The organism is Rania fehmarnensis, assembly GCF_056494185.1.
In genome coordinates this window covers 8,677,152-8,703,024 of the sequence record NZ_CM151398.1, presented here as the reverse complement: position 1 = coordinate 8,703,024, position 25,873 = coordinate 8,677,152, and the positions used below count along the sequence as shown (strand labels likewise).

The 25,873-nt window shown below is 53.6% G+C and carries 5 protein-coding genes; all 5 read right to left on the bottom strand.

Going from position 1 to position 25,873, the window contains the following annotated elements; genetic code table 11:
• Positions 1-642: 642 nt before the first annotated feature.
• The 5 genes from SH573x_RS29395 to SH573x_RS29375 all read right to left on the bottom strand — a co-directional run bounded on the left by SH573x_RS29395 (position 643) and on the right by SH573x_RS29375 (position 25,801).
• Positions 643-1,197 carry an SMI1/KNR4 family protein gene (locus SH573x_RS29395; protein WP_479351689.1) on the bottom strand — a complete coding sequence of 185 codons (555 nt, stop codon included), beginning with the start codon at positions 1,195-1,197 and terminating at the stop codon, positions 643-645.
• Positions 1,187-21,337: a putative Ig domain-containing protein gene (locus SH573x_RS29390; protein ID WP_479351687.1), complete on the bottom strand. Its 20,151-nt coding sequence runs from the start codon at positions 21,335-21,337 to the stop codon at positions 1,187-1,189. Before SH573x_RS29390 ends, SH573x_RS29395 begins: the two co-directional genes overlap by 11 nt.
• Before the next feature lie 176 nt (positions 21,338-21,513).
• The gene (locus tag SH573x_RS29385) at positions 21,514-25,107 is read right to left on the bottom strand and encodes a hypothetical protein (RefSeq protein ID WP_479351686.1); all 3,594 of its coding nucleotides are present in this window, start codon (positions 25,105-25,107) and stop codon (positions 21,514-21,516) included.
• 219 nt (positions 25,108-25,326) lie between these two features.
• Positions 25,327-25,464 (bottom strand): hypothetical protein, encoded by a 138-nt coding sequence (locus tag SH573x_RS29380; RefSeq protein WP_479351684.1) that lies wholly within the window; start codon positions 25,462-25,464, stop codon positions 25,327-25,329.
• Positions 25,465-25,519: 55 nt separating this feature from the next.
• On the bottom strand, positions 25,520-25,801 hold the full coding sequence (locus tag SH573x_RS29375) for a hypothetical protein (protein ID WP_479351682.1): 282 nt from the start codon (positions 25,799-25,801) through the stop codon (positions 25,520-25,522).
• Positions 25,802-25,873: the final 72 nt, after the last annotated feature.

Here is a 25,873-nt window from a genome sequence, read left to right as displayed (position 1 = left end):
ATTCGATGGCATTGACGGGGTGGTCAAAGAACTGCACAGAATCGTCAATGCGGCGATCAGGGCGGCGGGGCTGGGTGACGATCATGCAGAAGGCTTGACGATTGATTTAAGCCGAATTGACTTTGAAAAACTGAAGGACGAATTCGCCAGCATTCCACGAAAGAATCTCGCGCTACAAGACATTCGTGACGTCGTCGAGAAAAAGCTGCAAGCCATGGTCAATCGCAACCCGCTGATGATAGACTTACAAGCGATACCAGGGGATCGTAGCCGACTACAATCGCGAGAAAGATCGCACGACCATCGAGCAAACCTTTGCGGCGCTGGTGGTCCTGGCCGGCAACCTCGATGTCGAGCAGCGCCGGGCTGTTGAAGAGGGATTGTCGCTCGAAGAAATGGCGGTTTTTGATTTTCTGAAAAGCGACAGGTTAAGTCAGAGGGATCGCGAAATTGTTCAGCGAGCTAGCCAATCGCTGCTGGCACGAATTCGTGACTTGCTCGCTTCCATGGAGTTGTTTCGCTTTCGTTGGGTGACGATTCAGATCGCTGATATCCAAAAAAGAGACCCTGACCTGCCCCATTTCATCGGCTCAAGGCATAACAGTAGGAATGCAGACCGCCGCGTCACGGGTACCGATCTACCTATTGTCCTTCAAACCCCTGGGAACTTGCGACCGATATTGGGCAGTACTTAAAATCTCGTCCGCCTCTAACTGCTTCAGGTTCTGCAGACACTCCTAGCATTGCCAATAGTAAAAAGCTTGAGAACGATCTTTGATACGTTGTCAGTACGTCTGTTCCGTCGAAACACACGATCGGCCAACAGTCAGGATCACCTGCAGTTATCCAGTAGTAAGACTTGTCCTCTTCATCGCTCGCGAAAACCACTATCCCGTGATCAGACGGGAAAGAGGCAACATCCGGCTTTCCAATGGATTGCAAGAAATCGACGATGGGCACATCCCAATTGATCTTTCTATTGATAGAAACGTCGGGTAAACATAACGTTCCTTGGCTGCTACAAATGTAACCGCAGCCGTATATCTCCATAAACATTTTGTAGTCGGCAGGTAGTGTGTGAGCCGTTCCGAGAATATGATCGAATCCTAGTCGTGGCACATCGGGTTTCGATGGTGGTACCATCATCGACTGAATTTGGTTGATATCCTCATTCCACTCGTTTTTGTTACCAGGCATGATAGTTGCGCGGGGTATCGTCATTGGCGATTAGCCATTCGTGAATTCCGCTCTTGTCCCCCCAGGCGAATACAGCTACTCCGACCGGTGCGTACAGGCTCCCGACATAAATGGGAGTGGCAAAAAAGAGAGTACATTCTCGTGGTAGCATCTTGGTTCTAACGAAGTTCTCCATAATTGCATATTGGCTATTGTTCGCATTGAGGGTCAAAGGCACCAAATTCTCACGTATCCGTTCACCACCCATGGCTCGCGCCAACAAATGCCCTCGCCTCCAGTCTACTCCTGGCCTCTCGGTTGCCAAATTACCCCACCAAGTCGGACGGAAATTGAATGGACCATGGTCAATGCTTAAGGAGCTTGGACCAAGTGTTGCGGAAACGCCTGTAGCACGCTTCTGAGTGTCTAGGTCGTGATAAATTGCTTCGTGGATACATGCACACCCACCTCCGCCACTCGGACCGCTAGTCCCGCCTCCGCCGCCCGTTGCGACATCTGATGTATTTGCTGCTTGTCTTTGCCTTGCCTGTCGTTCAATGTCATTGAAGTACCCAATAACCGTTCCGATTATGGTGGGTATGGCAATCATGGCGGCAATTGCACCACCTGTACCACCCTCCGCCGCAGTCATGACAGAGGCCGCCCGCACCGTGTGAATCGTGGCGAAAGAACTGACCTCGGCGGCAGCAGTTACCCCAGCACCAACCTTTGGCGCATCGTGCGTTATGGTTTGGACATTCATCGTGGACACTGCAACGATCGTTGCACCAAGCAGAGAAAGTCCGCTCGGATCCACTCCCATCACGGGGTTCCCATGCACAAATCCATACTTGTTCCAGCTAAGCGGATCAGTACGGTTACCCGCGAATGGATCTAGGGTGGTAAAGCGATGTCCGTCGTACCATCGTGCGCGTAGGTATAGTTGGCCGATGCGGCTATCGAAGGATTCTCCGTTGTAGAGGAGCGAGGTGAGCGCGGAGGTTGGTGCGGACCCTAGTGATACTGCGGCGCTGTTGTGAATGGCCAGCAGTTCACCGTAGGCGGCGTAGGTGTATACCTGCGCGAGTATGCCGGCCGCGTCGGCGAGTGCACGGACCGATCCGTGCGCGTCGTGAGCGAAGGTGTGTGTTACGCTGAGCTGGGATCCTGCGCCGTCCGGAGTAGTGACGGTTTGGGTGAGCTCATCGCTACCAAATGTATACGCCACCCGCTTGGTCAATTGCCCAGATGCGTCACGACTTGTTTCGACAATCGTCTGGGCATAGCCGGTATGGTTGTGGTGGTCGACTAAATACTCAGTATTCGAGTTGAGCGTCCAGGTTGCGAGGTCTGTTGAGCTGGCGGAGTAGTCGCTGGAGCTAATGCGGAAGCCCGTACTGTCGTAACGATAGTTGACTCGAGTCTTCGCCGACGGCACGCCACTGGTGTAGGTCGTGTTGACGACTTCAGCCAGGCGACCTTGAAGATCATAAGCGAATGTCTGCGAAGTGACTGGCTGATAACCCGTTGCTGGCGTGCCGCGAGCAACGCTCTTTGTTGCTTGCTGCGTATAGTTCCATGTAGAGCTCGTCTTCTGTTCGAATACGCCATCGCCCCCCTCGTCGAGTTCCTCAAGTGTGAGACGATCGTTGACATCGTACGCGTATCTGAATACTTGATCGATCAATCCAGGAGTAGATATCAGGTCGGTCACGCGCCGCACGCGGTTGCCAAACAAGTCCATCTCGAAGGTATCGATGCGATCGAGCGAATCGTCGAAGCCGTCAATCGCTTCGCTAGTCAGACGTCCGTTGTTATCGTACTGCCAGTCGTAGATCGTCGAACTGGGGACCGATGGCGTACTACTGTTGTTGTCGGTGTCGAACCAGAAAGTCTCCACCATGCGCGTGCGCTGGCCAGACTCGTCGAGCGTGTAGGTGTACTCGGCCAGTTTTGCATTGTCGCTCAGATCCCAAGGTGTGGGATCGGGCGCGTACTGCCGCATCAGCGTGGTGGCTCCGACCGAGTCGACTTGCGAAGTTTGCACCACTCCGTTGGGCATATCGACACGGATCTGGCGACCATGCAGATCGTAACCATACTTGGTGACTTCCGGGTCGTCGGCTAGCGTTGACGTATTCTTACTAACATCCAGCGGCACATCGTTCTTCTCCACTACCGTAACACCGGTCAACCAACCGAGTTCATTGTAGGAATAGCGGGTATCCTCGATCGCATCGGCCAGGTTGGCAGGTTCGAGTCCGGCAGTTTTGGTCGTCCACATGCGTAGGAGCTGGCCAGTGACTCGATCGTAAGCGTAGTTGATCGTGCCTTCGGGCGTTGAAGTCTGGATCATCCGACCTTGCGCGTCATACAGCCACTTCTCTAGACGCACTGAAACCAACTCGCCGCCAGGTTGCGTTCGGGCCAGTCGATCCTGCGAAATCCTGCGACCTTTCTCATCGTAAGAATAGGCCCAGACTTCCTTGGGCACGCTGTTACTGAACGTCGGATCGTAAAAGCGACTTTCGGTCAGTCGCCCCGAACCCACAGGTGATTGAACGGCCAGTTCAGTCGGCTCGCCACCGGAGGCAAACTGGTTGGTTACTCCATTGTCATAGATGGATTCTTGGACAATGCCCTCGAACGAGGTGTGACGTAAGAGCTGACCAAGGTCGTTATAAGCGAAAGTTTCCGTCTGACCTTCGGGTAAAGTGCGCGACAGTTGTCGCCCTTCTAAATCGAACTCGAAACGAGTGCGCCTGCCTAGCGAGTCCTGCAACCAGGTTTGATTGCCTGCCCAATCATACGCGTAGTCGAAGCGCGGAGAGACCATGGAGACAGTGCTCCCCTGAGTCAATGGTACTGCTGGCAGAGTCACCGCGATCAACCTGCCGTTGGCATCGTACTCCATTTGCTTGGAAAGACTCAGGCGACGAACATCCAGGGCCGTATCTGATTCATTCAGACCCTGCACCAGTCGCGGAGATTCACGGGTAACGTTGCCCCAGTTGTCAAACTCAATCTGCGTGAACGAGCCATCAGGAAGGAGCGTCTTGTAGGCTCGACCCTGCTGGTCGTACATCTGAACAGTCGAGAGCGCGCCCGATCTGTCGATCAATACATCACTACCCAGATCGCGGCCACGAATATTGGTCGAGGATTTATAGGCTCGGCCTTCTTCGTCGTATTCTGTTTCCGAAACCAGACGCAGGGCATCGGTGCTTTCTACCGTTTGTATGGCTGCGCCAATCTGGCGAATCTGTCGTCCGCGCGAGTCGTATTCATACCTTGTCTCAACACCTGGATGATTCTCGCCGATGTTGTTGACGGAGCGAATCAACTGCCCTCGGTCGTTATAAAACGACAGCGAGCGGCTGATAAGGTTGATGTTGCCCGAACTGTCTAAGCCTTGATTGTCGATACGAATCGCGTAGGGACCTTCTGTAGTCGCGCCTGGTAAGACGACCGCGCCAAAGCGGTCAAGCAAAGTCAGCTTGATTCCATCACGCTGTTCTGATTTGTAGGCGCGTCCCTGGTCGTCGTAGAAGGTCCGCGTTCCTGTAGTGGATAGAGTTCCTTCCAAGACCGGGTCGGCCGACACGATCGCCCGGCCAAGATCATCGTAAGCCGATCGCGATACCATCCAGGCTATCTCGCCAGTGCTGGTTCTGGTTTGTGTGCGACTCTGAACAACTTCGCCTGTAAATCCAAGGTAAGTTTCTGTCCATAGTCCGCCGGCATCGCGACTGCGTATGGCTCGACCAGCATTATCGTAGACAGTCTGTGTACTCGATACGACGACAATCGGACTACTGGGGCTATTGCGATTGACAACCGCTGACTTCAGTTGGTGATAGTTGCCGACATTGGGTGCATTGCCGCCAGTATCAGTTACTGCCACGACCACGTTCTTGAACTGTTTAGTCCCAACAACTCGTCCTGCGGCATCGTAAAAGGTCTCGGTTGCGCTGACGCCGGGGCTTTGATAAGGCTGATCAACATTGACCGGAATTGTCGCGGTGGAAACGCTGACACGTCCCTGCTCGTCGTACCCTGTCCACTGGCCAACCTTCGTCTTGCTGGTCACGAAGGTCCCGTTGTTGGCGGGCGTACGGACCTCGACTTCGTTGATAGTCAGAATGGTATTTCCACGGCGATCATAGAAATACTCGGTGACTAGTCCGCGATTATCCACCGCTCGTTTCACTAGCCCGGTAGCCGGATCGTATACCGTTGAACTACTGGACTGAAGCGTAGAAGTCCAGGCACCCGAACCAACCCGCGTCAGATGTTTTATGCGTGTTTCTGTGACTCGATCAGCATCGTCGTAGTCAGTCTCTTCGCGAATATGGAGTTCACTATCCTGCTCGGCAATCTTGGCAATCTGTCTACCCAGCAGATCATATTCGAATCGGACCACTTGCCCATCGAGGCTGACCGTCCTGACCAGGTTACCTTTGACGTCATATTCATTGTCGACCAGCGCTCTACCTTCAGAGTCAAGGACTTTGTCGACTTGGCCACGAGTACCATAGATCAATGACGTGGTAATACCCAGTGGACTGGTCGAGTTGAGCAGGTTGCCTTTGGTATCGTACGCGTAACTGGTCGTCAGACCTGAGGCGGTAGTGACGCTAGTAACCTGGTGCAAGCGAGCGTCATAGCTATATTGCGTGACACCGCCCAGTGCGTCGGTGATGGTAGTTGGCTGGCCATATTGATTGTACTGGTACTGTGTTACCAGATCGTCTTGAATGCCCGAGCTGCCATCGCTAGTGCCCACAACTTGTCGCTGCTGGAGCAAGTTGCCTGCGTTATCGTAGACGCTCAGCGATTGCACGCCTGTCTGGTCGACCGACTTGACGGGATTGCCACGTCGATCCATGACTACCAGGGCATCACCGGCTGCGCCGTCGGAACCGATGTCGATCGTTTGCTTTTTGTTGGCAATGTCGTAGTCGTAGCTGATAGACCAGTTCTCGATGTCCTGCAGTGATTCGAGACGTTTGTCGGCGCGGTAAGTAGCTAACAATTGTTCGCGCCCGGCGGCATCAATAATGGATCGGAGCAGGTTTTCATTGCCTGCGATGTTGTCATCCGCACTGTGGTAAGTCAACGTCGTGACCTGGCCGGCCCGGTCGGTCACCGCGATCAAATTGCCAAAATTGTCGTAAGCGTAGCGAATGGTCTTGAGAACTGGATTGGCTTCTGTTCCCGAGGTGATCGAGATGAGCGTAATCCGATTCTGACCATCGCGATCGATCGTGACGCGACGCCCCGACCAATGCTCAATCATGTTAGGGCGTATCGTGGTGCGATTGCCGTTGCGATCTTCCAACCAGGCAGTATTACTGGCTCGACCATCTACGTTGATCTGCAAGCCGCTTTGCAAGTAGAGCTTCCATGCGCCGCCGAATTCGCGCGAAGCGGGATGGTACGAAGTACCGCCAGTGAAAGAGACATACTCCCAAGAATCGCCGTTGGCCATGCGGAACAGCGGGATCTTTTCAACATCCAAGAAGGAAGTGTTGCCGCGGTCGGGCGCAAAGTAGGGAATCCAGCTGACCGAGATCCCAAGCATGTTGGGGTGTTCCGGATAAGGCTGATAGGTGAAACCTTCTTGCGTTCCATCGGGCAGAGTTACATTGACGCGCGTGCCATCCAGCAAAACAGGGAAGCCACTGGAACTGAACGAGGCGTTCTCGGCATAGGCCACTTCAACTTTGGGAATACCAAAATCCAACGACCAGCCTTTGCCAAAGTCGAGCGTCTGGCTGGCTCGATTGCTCGAGTAAGAGCGGCCGATTTGCAGTGGTACATCGCCAGTTGGTAGTTCCAGATCCATGAACGACAGCGATAGCACGCCAGGTTTATAGTTGCCCTCTAGCAAGACCGGGACAACATGCGTGGCTGTATTTCCAGCTTCATCGGTAGCGGAGACGGTTATGTTCCACAAACCATTGTCCATTAGCGTTGTGTCGACTGTTGCCAGGTAGCTGTTGACAACTTCGCGCGAGCCGGAAGCAACTTCGACCGCTTCGTTGACTTTGTCGCCCGGATGCATGGTGATCCGGTAATTCTGGAAATGCTGCTGAGGATCAAAGACGCTGCCAGAGATTTGCAGTGGCTCAAAAACCGATTGGTTATAAGTTGGCGATGTAATCACGATAGTCGGTGGAGTGCCATCGGGTACAACTTGCAGAGTCTCTTCGACAAGCCCCGGACGTCCTTGGGTATCCAGCACCGTGGCTTCGAATTTGTAGTAGCCCGGTTGTTGATAGGTCACCGATGCTCGGCCTGCTTGATTGAGAACAATCGATTCGTTGCGGGTGGTCCATGGTCCGGTTGGACTGGTGCTGAACGCCAGCAACGTCAAGGCGAGCGTCTCTGGACGCACTCCGACATTATCAGAGGCCGTAACCAGCAGATCGCCAGGCTTGTTGGCCTCAAATCTGTCTGGATCGAACAAAACCTGCACGTCGGGATCTTGCAGATCAGGCAGTACGTCCAGCATAAACGTTTGCGTTGCCTGACCACCGAAGTCGTCTTTCACAACTAAGGTCAGCGCATAGGTCTGCAGCGAGCTAACGGCCTCCGTGGTCCAACTCATGCCCCCTGTTTGCCCGTCCAATATCAGACCAGTGGGCTGGGTGGGAGAGACGTTGAGCGAGAAGCGGAGAACATCGCCATCGGCATCGGTAACCACAGGAGTCAGCGTCCATGCATTTCCACCAGTGACCGTTTGGCGCGCTATCGTGCCAAGAGCAGGCGCGGTGTTATGGCGGACGACGATCGTTTTGGTTTGAGTAACATAGAATTCTCCGTCGCTGACTCTGAGTGTCACTGCGTGTTGGCCAAGCTGCGCGAGGCTCGGATTCCAATAGATCGTGCCATGCAAGGGATGGATCGACATGCCAGCTGGAGCTTGAGGAAGTGAGTAGTTCAGGCTTGTCGAGCCAGGCGGCGTATCGATCGCGGTGACCTGGTAGGTAGTTTGCGAACCCTGCAACCAATAGCCTGGCAGGCCTTGGTCGATTTGCGGCGGACGATTGATGGCTGGGTCGTAAGTGATCAGATTCAGCGTCTGTTCCGCGATGCCACCTTGCGTATCTGCAACCCGAATAACGGCGCGCGATAGAGTGCCGTGGAAGTGCTGACTTGCCCAGGTGAACACGCCCGTGAGCGAGTCGATTTGCATACCAACTTCCCCCGACTGTAGAGAGAAGACTAAGGGATTTTCATCGAGATCTTCCGCGACAACGGTATAGCTATATTGGTGATCACGTTCCACATAAGGATTGGGCACGGAAGTGATGATAGGTACGATGTTATGCGCCCGGACCGTGATCGTCCATTGCTGAGTCACACGTCCGCCGTAGCCATCTGCCGCACTAAATACGATGTTATGATCACCGACTTGCAGCGTGCTTGGCTTCCAAGTGAGTAATCCACTCTCCTCTTGGACGGTCATACCGGCCGGTGCTGTTTCCAGTCGCCACGTGATGATGTCGTTATCAGCATCGAGCGCTAGAGCCTGATAGCGATATTCAAACGCAGCGGTCGCGGAGTGGCGGGGCATTGTCGAAATTTCTGGTACGGAGTTCTCTACTCGATTGGTGATCCGCACAGAAGAGACTTGAACCGAGTTTAAACCGTCGCGTGGCGAAGTGGCTCGAACGCGAATTTGGACGGTTGTATTCACCAAGGAACGCGGAGGTGTCCAGACGAAAATGCTGCCGTTCTCGAGCCGCGCGCTCGACTGAATAGGGTTGTTACTCTGGTCTAGCGTTGCGAGTAACTCATAGACGATATCATCGCCATCGAGATCGGCTGCCTTCAATTGTAGAGCGTAGGGAATATCAGCCGGCAGAGTAGTACGCAGGGCAGACTGGAAAACTGGCGCATGATTTTCAAATGTCAAAGCCTGCACGGAGAAAGTCTGGATCGCCGAAGCTCCCGCGGCATCGCTCACCTTCACTTGGAAGTTATGCCGTCCCAACACCGCAGCATCGGTTGGATTCCATGTGAGCTTGTTAGTGCTGTCGATAACAGCTCCGCTGGGACCTTCGATCAATTCCAATGCAAGAGTCCCACGGTCTTCGTAGTTGGGATCCGTGACCGTTATGGGATAAGTGTACGAACCAGCCCCAATTATGAAGTTGCGTGGTTCCGGTGGCGTAGAAGTAAATCGAGGCGGTGCATTTTGTAGAACGGTAAGTACAAACTCCTGAGTGCTGAACAAGGCATCATCCGGATTGGCTTGTACTTCGCGAGCTTCGATCGTGACGTTGTAGTTTCCAGCGGTTCGCGGTGTACCGGTCAAGCGGCCTGTATTAGCGTCGATGGTTAACCAGTCGGGTGCTTCCAGCAGCCGGAAGGTCACGGCATCGTTATTGGCGTCGTGCACTTCAACCTGGTAATTCAACTCCACATCGCGAGGCGTAGGTAATGGTGGATTTGAAAGAAAGGTGGGTGGCTCATTTAACAGGTACGGCTTGATAGCTGAGACTGTAAAGCTCTGTCGGGAAGTGAGCGTTCCTGAGCTGACTTCCAGTACCACAGGGTAGTTACCGAACTCGGTCGGCTGCCAAGACAAAGTGGAGCCGTTCATTGCCATCCCGGATGGTGCAGTCACCAAACGATATGTCAAGGCTCCTGCAGTTGCGTTGCTTGCGCTAGCTGTATAAGAGTAAGGTTGGCCGCCTAAGACCACGGCCACCGGTGGAATCGAAGTGAACGTCGGATGTTGTGCCGTGATCTGTTCCGAGACGATGAGGGTCGTGGCTTGCCGATAAGATATCAAGTCGTCGTCGACTGTCCGTGAACCATCCGTAATCTGTACTACCAAAGGCAGAGCCGCACCGCCGCTTCCGGCTGGTAAGGTGTGAGAGACAAAGCCGGCCTGGTTGATGGTACCAATCGAGTCCGCGCTAAGTCCATAGACAATCGGTCCATTAGACGAACTGGCGTTGACCGTATTGGTCCAAGTTTGGCCTGCGATCACACTGCCAGTAGGTGTGGAAAGGAAGGTGGGAGGCATATACTTCTGCTTGAATCGCAACTGCAATTCGTAATGCAGCACACGACCACCTTGATCGGTGATACCAACCGTCAAAACATAGTTGGGATCATCCAAGTTCAGATTGTTTGAATTCGTTGGCTGAACAGTCAGTTTGCCTTCGGCGTCGACACTTACGAAGTTGGTATGATCAATCGTCTGTCCGTTGTGCTTGAGGTTGACAATCGAATAAGTCAGTAGTCCTGAATTGCCATCTGGATCGATGCCACGAATGCGATAAGTCCAGGTCTCATTCAAGTAGACTGGGCCAGTGGGCGTGCTCGAAACATAGGGAGCATTGTTCTCATCCGGATTGAAGAGTGGTTTGTCGACGATCTTGGCAAATACTTCGTCTTTGGCCTCGCCACCTTGGCCGTCGCGCACGCGAATGATCGCTACTGGCTCGTTGGGATTGTTTCGAGGGGCTGTGGGCACCCAACTGATCAGCCCGGTGCTGTCCATAATCATGCCGGGTTGAGCAGCTATTAACTCGTAGGTCAGGGGATCGCCATCGGGATCCGTAGCCGCAAAGGCATAGGTCCAAGTCTGACCGACCATACCATCAAATGGAATCGACGTGATGATAGGAGCATGGTTTTCGAATTGCGTCGGCAGTGCAAAGGATGTTGAACTACCATGACGGCGTTCTTCGTCGTCGGTGACCCACAATTGCACTTTGTAGTTGCCGGCCAAAGATGCAGGTACCCAAGTGATCCTGGCCTTATTGGCATCGATGCGCTCTAGCTGCATACCTGCGGGCGCATCGATCAGTTCAAAGTTCAGTAGCTGGCCTTCTGGATCGGTCGCTATGACATCGGAAGTCCACTTTTGACCGATGATGGCTGGTCCGGTGGGGGCCCATTGAATGTGAGGTGGCAGAGTCAGATTGGTGAGCACCTCAAGTGTATACGTTTTTCTGACACTACCACCGCGATTGTCATTGGCGGCAACCACTAAAGTAAATGTCCCGAGCGCTGGGCTAAGCCATTGAAGTTGCCCGGCAACTAGTTGCAAGCCGGTTGGCCCACTAACAAGTTCAAATGTAATGGCATCTCCGTTGGGATCACTCGCTTCAGGTACGTAGGCCCAAGCTTGACCTTGTTCAGCAAAGAGTTGACTATCGTCGCGAAACACTGGCGGTTGATTGGGAGCCAAGGCTGTGACCTTAAAGGCCTGCAGGCTGGTCGCGCCCTGGCCATCCGATACCAGCAAGGCTACATCCAGCGACTGACCTTCCATGGAATCGGAAGGACTCCACGTTAATGTGCGCGCAGCCTCATTGAGCGTCATGCCGCTGGGGGCCTGTACAAGCCTAAAGGTCAATGGGTCCCCGTCGGGATCGCGGGCAGCGAAGTCATAGCTGTATGTCTCACCCAGAATGGCAATTAGTGGCGGCCTGGTGGTGAATATGGGGCGCCCGTTGATCAGCTCTGTTGAGTTGGTGACAGCGATCGTAAAGGTGACTTGGCGCTCTCCACCGCGTCCATCTTCGACCATGACCGTGATTGTCTTGGTGCCGATTTGCAGTGGAGAAGGAGTCCATTGCAGAATGCCAGTATCGGCATTGAACGTCATGCCCGCGGGGACAGGGTTAGCGCTATCGTTGCCTAGTAGTCGATACTGCAATTGATCATTATCCGGATCGCTGGCTTGGATTGCCAGTTCGAATGCTCGCCCGACAGTGGCCGTCTGGTTACTGATGGGTTGGACTACGGGCGGATTGTTACGAGCATTGATGGCGGTAGCATCAACAGACCAGGTTTGAGTATCGCGGCCGCCGCGGCCATCGTCGACTTGGATCGTAAAAGTGAAGATGCCTTGGTCTGGCGGTAGCCAGGTTATCTCGCCCGTCTCCGCATCGATCGTGGCACCGTGACTATCCCCGATGAACGACCATGTCAGCGTATCGCCATCTTGGTCATTGGCATCCGCATCGTAGTTGTAGCTGAAGTTGATACCGATCGGCATGCGACCCAGCAGGATGTTGGTACCGTGACGCAAGAACTCCAGATAAAAGCTATGGCTGCCGCCATCGCCCAAGAACGAGACATCGATGAAATGCTCTTCACCTGGTACGGCAGAGAGTGTTGAAGGCGATTCCAAGCGGGCAACGCCGCTGGAGTCTCGCAGGACTACATCGACTTCGAAGCCTAGAGCCGAGATAGCTCCGCTGGTCGCGCGACTGATCGCGGTCGACATCGAGTTCTGTAACCACGGAACGTACAGTGGAGCACCATTGTCGATCGAATAATTGTTGGCTGGATTGTTGGAATCTTCGTAAACGGAAATGGGTTGTCCGGACAGATTCACCGCTCCAGTCAGTCGAGCAATCTCGGATAGCATGTGCCCAGGGTTACTGGGCGCGCCGTTGTCCAGAGGCAAGCTGGTGCCAACACCAACCATCACGGCGCCGATACTATTGAGCGCGTTGATGGCATCTTGGACCGATGCCGAAGTCACGTTCGGAGTAAAGAACTCGGGGTCGTATGGATCGCCGGTCATACCAGCATAAAGGGGATCAGGGGCTCCACAGTGCAGGTTCTGAGCGTTGATGTAGGTATTACCGACAAAGTCCTTCAGCGCGGCTGTGGCACCATCCCAGCCGGTGATGGTCGTGACGGGACAACCGAGCGGGTCAACTTCCAAATGGTATCGAGTGCCGTAGTCGGTCGTCGTGATAACCAAGGGTAAAGCGCCTTCGCGGAAGCCACCACCGCCTATACGATCCTGACTGACTGCTGCCATCAGGTCGATGGGTTCAAAACGTATTTCGACATCTCGCCCGTAATCAACTTTGGGCAACATGCGGTTTAGTTCCGAGCTGAGTACGGAAATGACGCTGCCATCGGCATCGTAGAAATCAACGCGAAAGCGGGCGCTGGCATTCAATCCATCAAAATAGACTTGCTCCTCAGGGCGTATGGTCAAACGATGTTGTTCGCTGACCAGTGCGCTGGCCGTGAATGAACGCTCGGCATTGATCGTGGCCGTCTTCTGAACGAAGTCGACTCGTGGATGCTGTTTGATGCGATCGACGGTTACTTCCACGCTGGTTTGCGGCAATCCACCGTCGGCTGTATACCCAGGCGTAACAACAATCAGGTAATTTCCATCCAGAGGTAGTTTCACATTCGATAGCGGCTCACCCTCGGTCTGGTAGTTATGAGCGATCATCAGAGCTCCGTTAGGAGCGTAGATCTTAGTATCGAGATAAACTTGTTGATTGGAACTGGTCACATCGAATGAGACGACTTCACCAGTGTGGCCTGCATAGTGAGCCAAGATCAGATTTGAATTGGCGTTGAAAGGCAATAGATCAGGTGTATCTGCTTCGAGCAGTTGAGCAGAGGTGGGTGGATTGAGCAGTAGCACGCGCACGGGGGCGCTGTTGGGTTTCTTGATTCGCAAATAGTAGTCGCCTTTGGCTAGTGCCCCACCGCCCGGTTGCGAACTCACTTCGTGAAAGAGCGGAGTGCCCTCGTTGACAATACTTTGTGTCAGCGTCAGCAGGCTGTCCATGGAGTCTTTGCGAACAAGCGTACCTGTCTGATCTAGCAATTCCCATTGGACTGCTCCATCGAGTGAACGTAGGTAGGGCAGCGACGAATGGTTGAGTTGTATCTTTAGCAGGCTGTCGGTCTGTGAAAGGGTAATGACTTGATCCATTTCAACAGATATAGCGCTCGACAAGTCGGTTACCGGAGCGTCGGCGAGTAAGGTCGCCATAAAATCAAAACTGTTCAAACCAAAGTAGCTGGTATCGGCTTCGTTGATTTCGTACTGGACCAGTAGCTCGTTGCGGGGCGTGGGAGCTGACTCTGGATCAACTACAAAAGAATACAGTCCGGTGGTGGGAAACACATAGACCGCCGACTGCATATCTTGAGTGTAGGGCAGCACGTTGCCAGCTGGCGAGTAGATTTTCTGGAAGCCTAAGTAGTTCTGCGATACGATGCGCATGGAACTGCCTGCCGTCGCCTGATATTTGTAGACCGTGGCTTTGAGATTTCCGTTCAGCGAAACAGACTGGGGGACATTCAGAGGCAAACTAGGTTGATCAGCTATGCGAACCAGCCGATAGGCGGCTTCGATGCTAGTATCGGTGACGAAGCTTGTACCACCGGCAGTAGTGAAGAAGCTCTGCGGAACGTCCCCGAATGGTCCGGGCGCGATCTGAGCTTTTAAGCTACCTGCCGCCCCGCTTTCGTTTACCGTACCCGATCCATTTCCATCGAATCCTTTGCCGCTGGCTAATTGAAATAGAGCTTCGATTAAAGACTCTTCTCCATCTTGGCCCCCGTATCCCCGTCCACCGCGTCCAATCGCCGAAGACAAAACTTCTTCGAATCGGCGATACGAGGTATCGAGAATTGGTTGGTTCAGCAAGAATGGGCGGCCATTTTCGTCTTCCTGGTTCTTGGGCAAGCTGAAATCTTCAAACCTCGAAACACCAAATCCAAAATCGGTATCGGGATAGGCAGCTCGCAACTGCTCAATGATTTGTGGGAACTGAGTTCTCAGTTGCTGGTTCTGGTAGACGAAACTGATTGTGTCGTCCAGCAGCAACATGACGTCGACTTTGGGAGGACCTTGCGAGATTGAGAACCTGACTTGAGCCCTGGACTTCTCGTTCGCATCGAGCGCCATCCAGATTGTCTGCGCGTTGTCGGGAACAGTACCCACATCTCCCACACTCGTCAGGTTGCGACCAGCTTGCTCAAAGCGGATTTCAGGGACGGTGGTGATTACTGGACCATGATTGGGATCTGAGTAGCTGCCTGTCAGTACCTTGACCTCGAATGATTGAATGGCGCGCTCGCCGAATGGATCGCGAGCTTCGAGGCTGATGTGAATTGGTCCCGGAGCATCGCCGATCGTGGGCGTATAGACCAGTCGTCCGCGGCCATTGGGATAGGCATACATAGTCCAATTCGAAGGACCAAAGAATTGGAACTCCAGCGGATCTCCATCGGGATCGGAAGCCATGAAGTCGTAGACGTATTGCACGCCAACGGTCGCCACCGACTCGGGTATGGATATGAAGTTGGGAGCCTGATTGGCGCGCGAAACTTGAATAACAAAACGCTGCTCGGCCGTTTCATTATCACCGTCCTGCGCCTGGATAACGACTTCTACGTTACCTGTAAAGTCTTCCGGAGTGTCCCAAGTCAACCGGCCCGTCTGAGCGTCAATTTCCATGTCAGGCCGCCCACTGACAATAGAATAGGTAATCGGAGTATGGTCGGGGTCTAGGGCGCGTGCGTTGTAAACATAGCTCTCACCGGCAAAGTGCAATCGCTCTGGCACAGTTACAAAGTAGGGCGCGGTAGAACCGTTGGGTGGATACTCTTTTCCATGCACGGATAGTTTGACGGGTGTATACCAGAAGACTTTATTGTTGCCATCCACCAGGCGATAGTAGGCATTGATGTCCCCAATGAAGCCGACAGGCACGCCGATGTTTACTCCCCAGTCCTCACTCATGTAAAACAATACTGTTTCACCCGAAGACGCCCAGAGTGGATCCTGCACAGCAAACTCTGCGCGCAAACCCATCGCGCCCCCCGTATCGTTGCCAATCACGTTCAATCCATCCAGTACCAGATCGACCGACCCAGCGTTGTGATCGTTCCACACAAAAATGCCTGTGTTGCTACCGATGTATGCGTCAAAGGGCTTGACGTCGTGCGTCCAGGCAGTGAATTTTGTGTACGATCCATCGGGTTCTGACGGATCGGCCTGCGTACTGGGTGGTGTGCCAACATTGATGCGGATCAAGCCTCCGACGAAACTGTCTCGGACAGAGACGTAAGGACCGTTATGGTCATCCACAATACCGAAACGGCCATCGTCGGGCCGAATGACAAAAGTTATTAAGTCTTCGCCTATGTAATCCTCGGGAGGCGTATATCGCACCGAGCCATCGGTTTCGATTGCCACCCAGCCACCCTTGACCGAGCGACCCGATTGGGCTGTTGCATTGAGCGGTGCATTGCCTGCCAGGATTCTCCGCGATTCCCAAGTCGACGCAGAGTAGGCTGACAAAATCCGGCCAGCGCTATCACGAGCAATTCCCGATTGCTCATCAACAAAGACACTTCCAGCCGCACTCAATACATTTAGCAGTACGTTGTCGCTGGTGTTGGCTTGGACGCTGGCCACATGATGACCAGCTTGGGGAGGCATGAGATCATTGGTCTCAAAGTTGATCGACAAGACTTCGCGAGGTGGCTGGAAGTCGTAGAGCCCAGCGTAGCCAGAATCTAAGTTGTACTCGTAACTTATCTCCAAGTCGCGCACGTCACCGTAAACAAATGGCGCATCGAATTTCACGCGGCCCGAGGGCAATTTGACCAGCCCTAACAACTTCTCGAGCTTGGCCGTATCCTCTTCGCCCGACAAACCATCAAACAGGTGATGGACATCACAGTAGTCAAACGGTCCGATGTTAGTTGGATCGAAATAGTACTTGCCTGCATAACCGCTTACGGCTTCGCCAAAGTAGTAGTACGAATAAACATCTGGTCGACACAGTTGTTCTGGTCCATCAGAGCGGATCAGAGTTGGAATTCTCGGCGTCGGAACAAGTGCTGTGTCGTTCAACGTAACCGACTTGCCACCAAGCACGCTGTCATTGTCTGTGACCGGAGTCGTGATGTTGAAAGACTGACCAGATCCCCAGACGTCGAACTGATCGGGCAAGACGGTGCTTGAGTAAACTACATCGAATATGACTTTGCCCGTGGCAACCGTTGTGAAGCCAGCCCGACGATAAGTGAATGAATCCTGCCCAATGAAGCCGGAATCGGGTCGATATTGGTACCACCCGTCGGCATACAAACGCAGTTGACCATGCTCAGTAGATGACTCCAGCGTGGTAACTAGATCGCTTTCCAAGAAACCAAGGACCTGACCAGAAAATGCGTTAGCAAACGGGTTCGAATCGTTTCCAAACATTTCGTCTGCCCAGTCGATCTGAACGTGCATATCTGGGAGCAGAAGGAATTGAGTGGGGCTGGCCGTGTAACCACCTGCATAGGTCACTTGCGCGTAGCCCAATTCCCTGGACCAGGGTAGTGTTACTTCCAAGAAGAAGTCGCTGAGGAAGTTGTAGGAAGTCTCGTCATCGGGATCTGGTCCAGGTAGTGTGCTGATACTAACGAGCTTTACTGTCTCACCCGGTTGGAATACGAGCGTGTTGAAGTCGTTTGGTGGCTGAAAGTAAGAGCCGCTTTGTGTCCCATTGATAAACATGTAACCGGCAGTAACCGGATAGGTCAGCGGTGCAGATAGCGCGACTTCGAAGGTAGCTACCTCACCTCCCGCAATAGACACATCGGAAACGGTAACCGTAGGCAATTGTTCATCGAGGATCTCGATTGTCAGCTCGTCAATGCCTAGAGCTGGATTCCGGGCCGCCTGTATCCACGGCGACTGCGCAGCCAGGTAGAACCGCTCGGTGGGCTCGTTTTTATAATCGCGAGTGATCGAGAGCGTTAACGGTAACCAAGTTTCACCGGGCTGAAAGGTGACGAGGCCAGCCGTTTGTGAGTAGTCACCAGCATCCGCCGACCCGTTTAGCGTGGAGTAGTGAACGTTTACAGGAATATCAACTGCGTGAGTTAGACCGATTCCAATTTCAAGCGACTCGTTTTCGGTGACCACCACCTTTTGTCGGCCTGGTCCACCTGGACGCTGGCCAACTACCACTGCTGGTATGGCCAACTGGTTGTCATGCAAATTGACGCGGATGTTATTGGTCACACCCCAGGGTGTGCCGATACTAAGCATAAAGGCTTCGGGACCTTCTATATTCAGATCTGAAAAAGTTTTAACAGCCAGCCCATAGCTCTTTTCGCTCGTACCGTTTAACACGAACGAGCCGAACGTCTTTTCGTAGTCCCCTGGCCCGCCATATAAGGCGCCTTCAGTAGCCGACCAGTTTCGAGTGGTGTAGTCGAAGTTCAGATCCTCTGCAAAAGCACGCGGTCCAGCGGAAGGCACGTCAAGCTGCAGATTGAGACTGAGCAGCTCACCTTCTAAGACGTCGAGCTCTTCGGCCTGGTATTTGTTGACAGCAAAGGCAGTAATGGTGGGCAAGGCTTTATTGACGATTTGAATTCCAGACATCGCGTTACCGTAGGTCGGCGATTCGAAGTCGACGACGAACTGTTCTACATCTTCTGCCACCAGGTCATAAAGCGTTTGGATTTGGATGGTGCGAGTGGTAACGCCTACAGGAAACACCAGGCTACCATTGGCCGATAGGAAATCCCCGCCGTTACCACTCTCCATGGCTCCTGTAGTTTGGGACTCGACCGAGCGCGTCGTGTAGGTGATGGTTTCCTCGGTACTGGCATTTTGACGGTAGACCTGCACCAGTGCCGTATCACCTTCTTCTATAATCTCCGAACTAACCCAGAGCGGCTTGGGATTGCCCGGCGGCAAATCTGGTAGATACTTGACGACGTTAAAGACAGCGCTGTTGCGTCGTTGATGACCAGCCGCATCCGTAGCGACGACACTCAGCGTGGCCCGGCCGATCTGCAATTGAGACGCATCGACGAGCGTTACTTGGCCCGTAAACTCGTCGATTTGAAATGCAGATCGCGTATCCCAACCAGAAATGGGAGCTTCCAGTTTGTAGGAAAACACATCATGACGATCGGGATCGACCGCTTGGAACGAAGCGACTTTACTGCCGTGCATAGCGGTCGTATATAGCTTGGAGACCGACCATACATTGATGTCAGTGATTGGTTCGTTGACATCCTTTACATGAATCTTGAAGCTACGTGTCGAACGATTTCCATTAGGGCCTCGAACGCCGATCGTCAGCGAAGATTGGAAACTGGCTTCTGCGTTCAGCACTGCCGAAGAATTTATGTAGACATCGCCGGACGCATTGACAATAAAGTTGGGACTGCCTTGCTCAACATAGACAAAGCTGCCTTCGGGCAAAATATTCAAATGGCCTACAAAAGTGCCAGCGGTAGCATTCTCAGGTATGGAAATCGTATCGAGGGCTTCAACCGTCAAGGCTTGATAGGTGGTCGTTGGGTCAACTTTGCCGACAACTTGTAAGAACTCGGTGCCGGGTCGCAGCCGGCTGGTATCGTTGCCAATTGTCTGAGCAGGATCATTGAGAACTGTAGATATCTGCACACAGGCCAGTGCGCTCGTAGAGCCGTTCAGCAGTGAGTATTGAAAGTTCATACCCTCTTGAGAGTTGCGTACGACGGTGCCTGCGCTTAATGTAATTCCGATATAGGCCTGGCTGAGATAGATCGTGTTATCGGAAATGCCATTTTCGGCCCAAGCATTGTCGATGGTGATATAGTTGGCCGTGTCATTATCCAGCAGGCCGGTCGACGTGTTCTGAACCAGTAAATTTAGACGCCTGCGAAGCGCGTCGGGCCCGCGATACCAGGTGCTCGCGTTTTGCACTTGTATGGTTGTATCGCCTGCCTTGAGCGGCCGCGTCAAGACGGTATCGGTTGACGTGTCATGTCCCGTATCGATCCAGTCCAGTCGCTTTTTGTCGATGTCGAAGGCCGCGATACCAGCGTAGTCCGGAGCTCCAGCGGTGGTGGTGGCGTTTAGGCTGATCCGATACTGACCATCAGGTGCCACTGGATAAACGCGTCGTGAAATTTCTCGGATCGAACCTGCTTCTCCCAATGGGCGATCGCCGGCCCAAGTTACGGAATTCATGATCAGCGGGCTGACAGTTGCAGTCGGCGCTGCATACAACGTCAAGGAGTGCGGGTAGATCTCGCGTCGTTCTGCTACGTACAGTTCATCCACGCGGCCCTTGAAGCGAGCGCCGCCATGCATGGGTCTCCCGATGGCCAGCAGGCCGCTGTCTGCCGCAAAACTACCTGAATAGCTGGCAGTGCTGGTTGGACCAGCATTGATCTGAACCGAAACCTGTTTCCACGAATCATTGATGGTCAGTACGACAAAATGCCAAGGTTGATAACTGAGATCCTCGCTAACAAAAAGTTCACTGCGAGTCTCGATTTCGGTCGTTACCTTCAACGATAGTTTGTCAGGCGCCTCCAATTGCAGAGCCCAACCTCTGCCGTTGGTCTGCTCCACTCCTACAAGCGTCTGAGTGGAATGGACGCCTGCGGAGTAATACCAAAACGCGTAAGTAACCGCTCCATTGATCCAGTTGCCAGGATTCACGGTAAACTGGTCGTCAATTCCGTCGAAACCAAAAGCACTGCCAGTCATACCCGTGGGATAAGTCGCGCCTGTGACCGTCGCATGGTACGCGTTATAAGCGTCGACCCCGCTTTGCTCGGCCCGATAGTAACTGCGGAAGTAGGCGTTGCCGGGAACATGTCCTTCTTCCACCGAGCCGGCTGTGGGGATATAGAAATTCCTCAGCAGCGGTTGCGTGGATATGCGAGATTGAACCAACGAAAGGTCGGCACCGCTGATGCGTCGACTTTTGTCGAAGTCACGACGCTCGTTTATACTAACCAGTGCTGTGCTGATGGCAGCTTGAACGGTACTCAGATCTGCACCTGTGACTCGATACACACCGTTGACACCCACGGCACCATCAACATCCGCTATAGCGTTGCCTGCGTAAAAAGCCGTATCTCGCGCGAGTCCCGTGTTGGCATTCGCCTTGACCACAATTTGCAACCAGGCGTTTTGGATCTCGTTGTTGCCCCATTCAACGAATAATCGTTTGGTATTGTCACCCGTGGCTACCAGGCTGAGACTAGGATCAGGCGCTGTGGGCCAATAAGCGGGCGGAGTCTGAACCTGATCAGCGCTGGTGGTTCTGCGAAAGGTAAAGTCGTTTACGGAGAGAGAATTGACACTGAGTCCTTGAAACTCGAGCACGACGCCGTTGATGCCTCGGCTATAGTTACTCACATTGACAGGGGCGGTTAATTGCGGTTGATCACCCGCGCGCAGCAGTACTTTGCTGGTGTCTATAGCTTGGCTGGCCCCCAAGGTTTCAAATGCAGAGTTGTTATAGTAAAAGAAGGCACTTGTAATATCGGTAATCATCAGGCGGCGATCTTCTAACGACTCTACGAGCATAGAGCGCAGTTTTCGCTTGGTCGGGCGACCCATGTTAAATCCTTTGTTGGCTTGCGGGCAAGAAACCGCAGAAAAGCTGTTGAAAAGGGATCTCAGAATAGACCAAAAGCACTATGACAATTCAACAGTCGAACAGAAAAAGATCCGTTTAGTTGTTCGACCGGATTCATACCTGCCAAGTGCAATAATAGCCTTTTGGCCGATTCGTCTTAGCTGCTGATGCGTTCCCCTGGTTGCTGATCGCGGAGGCCAAGCGGTGAGGCGTTGAGCTCTCTAGATGCGTCGAGCAAATACCAATCGAGATCGGCTTGACCAAAGTACGTGTCGATGTCGCTGTCGCTCAGGACGGTGGTACCTACAGTCAGCTTTAAGCGATCGCGCCCTACTCCGATCACGGACAGGTGGTGATAGGCGAGCGCATAGGTGGGAGCGGTGGTCCAGGTCTCAACCACCAGCGCGCGGATGCGCGATGTGGGTAAGGCTTCGATCGTCTCACAAAAGCCGCCGATGAGAAGGTCTTGCCCGGCGCCGCCATACAATCGGTCTGCCCCGGCTGAGCCGACGAGAATGTCCGCACCTGCGTCGCCAAACAATTGATCGTTACCTGCCAAGCCGATCAAGACATCATTACCATCGCCACCAAACATTCGATCATCGCTGCCACTGCCGAAAATGGTGTCGTCTCCAGCCTGCCCATTGATCAACGACTTGCTCAGCGATGACAAGATCGTATCGTTACCGGCGCCTGCGCGCAGATTCAATTCACCTGGAAAAGCGGAGAAGTCAAGCCAATTGTCGCTCGCGCCGGCGACAATCGTGGCTGCCTCGATGTTTTGCATCGCATAGAGCTGAGGCTCGTCACGACCAACGGTCAGATGCAAACTGTCATTCGGCCAGCGGAGATGAGCGACGGACATATCCTGGTCGGCTGTGAGTTGAAGGCTGTCGCGATTGCCTCCGCCTCCGTCAATCACCAAGCGATCTGAACTGCCTTGGTACGTTAAGCGAAACGTATCTGTGTTGGTGCCACCGATCAGTCGGTCCATACCGGTAAAGGTCATGGGCGTGCGGGCCAGTGGTCGTGCGGATCCAGAGGTTGCGGCCGATAGCACCCAGCTGATGGGAACGGTCTGATTGCTCAAATCAAGTGTGTCGCTACCAGCGCCGCCGCGAAAACTCATGCCAAAGGTCGGCGCGTTAAATTGGTTGCTGAATGTGAACAGGTCGTCACCGCTCTGGCCACTAACGATCAGTGGTTGTCGATTGTTCTCCAGCAAGCTCAGCGGAATTGTGATCTGCTTCGTATCGTTGCCAGCAATCTCCGGTAGTCCAATCACAGTGAACTTAACACGGCGATCTGTTGAAAGATCAGTAACAATCAAAGATGTATCCGTGCGACCAAAGCGCCACCTGTCATCATGAGACCAGCGATCGGCGATCTCGATTTGCCCAGCCGCATTGATCGCTACGGTCGTCGTGATCGCTGGAGGATTCGCTTGCGAAAACCGGTACGCCACAAAGTCGGTGTTGATCGCGTTGGTCTCCGTGGCGGCGATCGAGCCAGTAGCCAACACGCGACCATCGGCTCGCAGTAACAGTCGATTAAGATTGACATTACCCTGCGTCGCAGTCGTCGCGATCCACTGTCCGTCACCACTGAAGCGTTCGTCCAACGTACCATCCGGCCGAAACGCAACGACCAAGCTGCGGTCTCCAAAGTTCCCGCTCATGATGAAACCGTCTGGCCGGACGATCAGTTGCGGATTGGTGCCCAACCTGGATTCGGTTCGGAAATCAAATGGAACTTGCAACTGAAATGGAGTCCAACGAAAGCTCGTATCCAAGACTCCGGTACTCGAGTACTTCCGCAGCATCAGGCTGCCACCGGTCGCGTAGATGCTACCGTCGGTTGCCAAGGCGATGTCAGTCACTGCATCGATTGGGCCGCCGCGCTCGACCACTTTAGCATTGTCACCGAAGGTTCCGTCCAGCGCTCCGTTGGACATAAATCGAGTTAGCAAGGAGCGTGGAATTCCCGATCCCAAATTCAAAAAGCCACCTGCCAGAATGCGATTGTCCGGCTGCAAGAGAATCTTGTTCAGGTACGACCCATTGGTTGCCATCTCCGCGATTCCATCTTGGCTGAAAGACAGATCGAGTGTTCCGTTAGCGTTGTAGCGGATCAAATTGGCCCGCCACAGGGAACTGTTCTTGTTGGCTGCCAGAAGTATCTTGCCGTCACTCTGGAGCAGCATGTCGGCTGCATACTCGTTGGCCCCCAGATCCGTAACCAAGAAGCCCTGCTGACCAAAGCTTGTATCCACATTACCATCGATGTTCATTCGCACCAGGAACACGTCGTAGTCTACAGTATCGCGTTTGCGAAAAGTGCCCGCGATGATGATTTGACCGCTGGCGGTGACCGCAACATCCGCCACTGATTCAAGTAGATAACCGTCTGGTGCTGGTAACGATACGCGTCCATTTTGACCAAAGCCTGAATCCAACATGCCGCTGGTGGAGTAACGTATCAGGCCCACATTGCTTTGCGTCATACCGGCTAAGATCAACTTGCCGTCCGCCTGTACGGCAGAGCTCGAAGAAGTGTCACTACTGGGTCCGGTAGCTACGCGTACAACACCATCTTGCCCAAATGACAGGTCATCTAAGCCATTGGCCAGTCCACGCTGAAGGGCCAATCGGGTGCCATCGGAACCGGCCACGATGAATGTTCCATCGGGAGCCAACGCCAGCGCATGGGAGAAGTGTGGAAAGATGCTCGTCAAGCGGGTGAAGGTCGTATCCAATTGACCATCGGGCAAGATCCGATACGTGTGATGTGCGGACATTGCCAAGATACGACCATCCGGCAGGAGTTGTAGATCCGACTCCAGCGAAACGCCTGTTTCTATTGAGAGCTTGCCATCCCCGCTGAAACTCGTATCGAGCGAACCATCGGTGTTCAAACGAAACAAGTTCAACCAAAATAGGTCAAAACTGCACGAAGCCACAATGCGTCCATCGGCTTGAATGGCTACTGCCGTCCCATACTCTTGAAAGAAAGCGTCGGGGCCAAAGTCAATGTTCGTGACCCCTTGATTACCAAATGCCGCATCCACTGTGCCGTTGGGGTTAACGCGTACGACGAAGACATCTTGGGTATTGCGATCGGTTCCAACCACGATCAAGCTACCGTTGGTTTGAAATGCCATGTCTTCAGCAACGGACCACGAGCCAATGTCGTGCATCAATATGCCGCCGTCAGCAAACGATTGATCGAGGGCACCGTTGCTGGTCAGCCGCACCACAACCAGTGGGCCATTGACCTCTCCGGTCACGACAATTCGCCCCAGCCAATCGACTTCAACCGCATAGGCGGCTTCCGAACGATCTCCCAGGTCAAGCGACACGAGGCCAGCTTGGCCAAACGTATTATCTAGCTGCCCATCGCTTTGGAACCTGGCGATCATGAATGTTCCGTTCAAGTTGCCAGCCACCACCAACTTGCCATCGCTCTGAAGCGCTACTGCCGAAGCATGGAAAGTCAAACCAACCAAACCATCGGGACCAAAGCTTGGATCTAGCTCGCCGTCGCTGAGCAATCGTACCAGCGCACGATCGCCAGCCCCAACGATCTTACCATCGGGCTGCACTACCGCCCCGCGGACTGTATTGCCACCACTGGAGTTCTCAACGAAGCCATTTTTGACTTGGCCACCCAATCCAAAAGTGGGATCCAACCCTACAACAGCTAATGCCAAACGGCACTCGAGTGGTTCGTAACGGAGCTTGCGGTGTCTCATGAGTCGGGCCTTCCAGGGGAAAAGGGGGCAGGTCTCTTTTCCGGCTTTAGCTTTCGCTGCGTGGATCAGTCAGATCGCAGTAAGCCGAAAAACAAGACCTGACCCCTTTTCATAAACAACCGATGATAGCCGATTAATCCTTCAACGCCAGTTCGCAGCGGCTGATGAGGGCTTCGGTGCTGAGGCTACCAGAGGCGGAGTCGGGGGCGTTTTGGATGGCTAGTAGGGTGGCGGTCGGCTGTGCTGGTGGTTGTTGGTCGGCTGCATAGGTTGACTCCAAAGCGTAAGGCGGATGCACACAGCGATCAGCAGCGACAAGGTCAAGGTGGTGACGATGGTTGGATGCTTGACGAACATGATGGAGTCTCCTTTCGCTCCGCGAAAGGCGAAATAAAGATGCGCAATCCAACAACTACTTCTCAGACAGCAGGTCGCTGACCGCATTCTCGAAGATCGATTCGATCGGATCAGCCTGGGGCTGCTTAGTCGCAGAGACCGGTGTTGCGGTCGGAGTGGTGCGAGGCATGACAACAACCTCGGATTGGTGATCTACATCAAGAGACGCGGCTTGCGCAGGCTCGGCTTTATGGACACGAGCCGGCACGGCCTCCTTCACACCGCAACCACTGGCACCGACGGTCACCAAGGCGCAGACACCGATGGTCATCCAACCCAAGCAGCAGGCAGCACGCATGACCCATCCCCCTCGCAAGTCACTGGATTCAGTTCACAGTGCCAACCGACGTCGCCAACCGACGTCGCCAAC

Excerpts from the sequence above, each read along its gene's own strand:
- SH573x_RS29395 (WP_479351689.1), bottom strand. The coding sequence starts at position 1,197 with ATGCCTGGTAACAAAAACGAGTGGAATGAGGATATCAACCAAATTCAG.
- SH573x_RS29390 (WP_479351687.1), bottom strand. The coding sequence starts at position 21,337 with ATGGGTCGCCCGACCAAGCGAAAACTGCGCTCTATGCTCGTAGAGTCG.
- SH573x_RS29385 (WP_479351686.1), bottom strand. The coding sequence starts at position 25,107 with ATGAGACACCGCAAGCTCCGTTACGAACCACTCGAGTGCCGTTTGGCA.
- SH573x_RS29380 (WP_479351684.1), bottom strand. The coding sequence starts at position 25,464 with ATGTTCGTCAAGCATCCAACCATCGTCACCACCTTGACCTTGTCGCTG.
- SH573x_RS29375 (WP_479351682.1), bottom strand. The coding sequence starts at position 25,801 with ATGCGTGCTGCCTGCTGCTTGGGTTGGATGACCATCGGTGTCTGCGCC.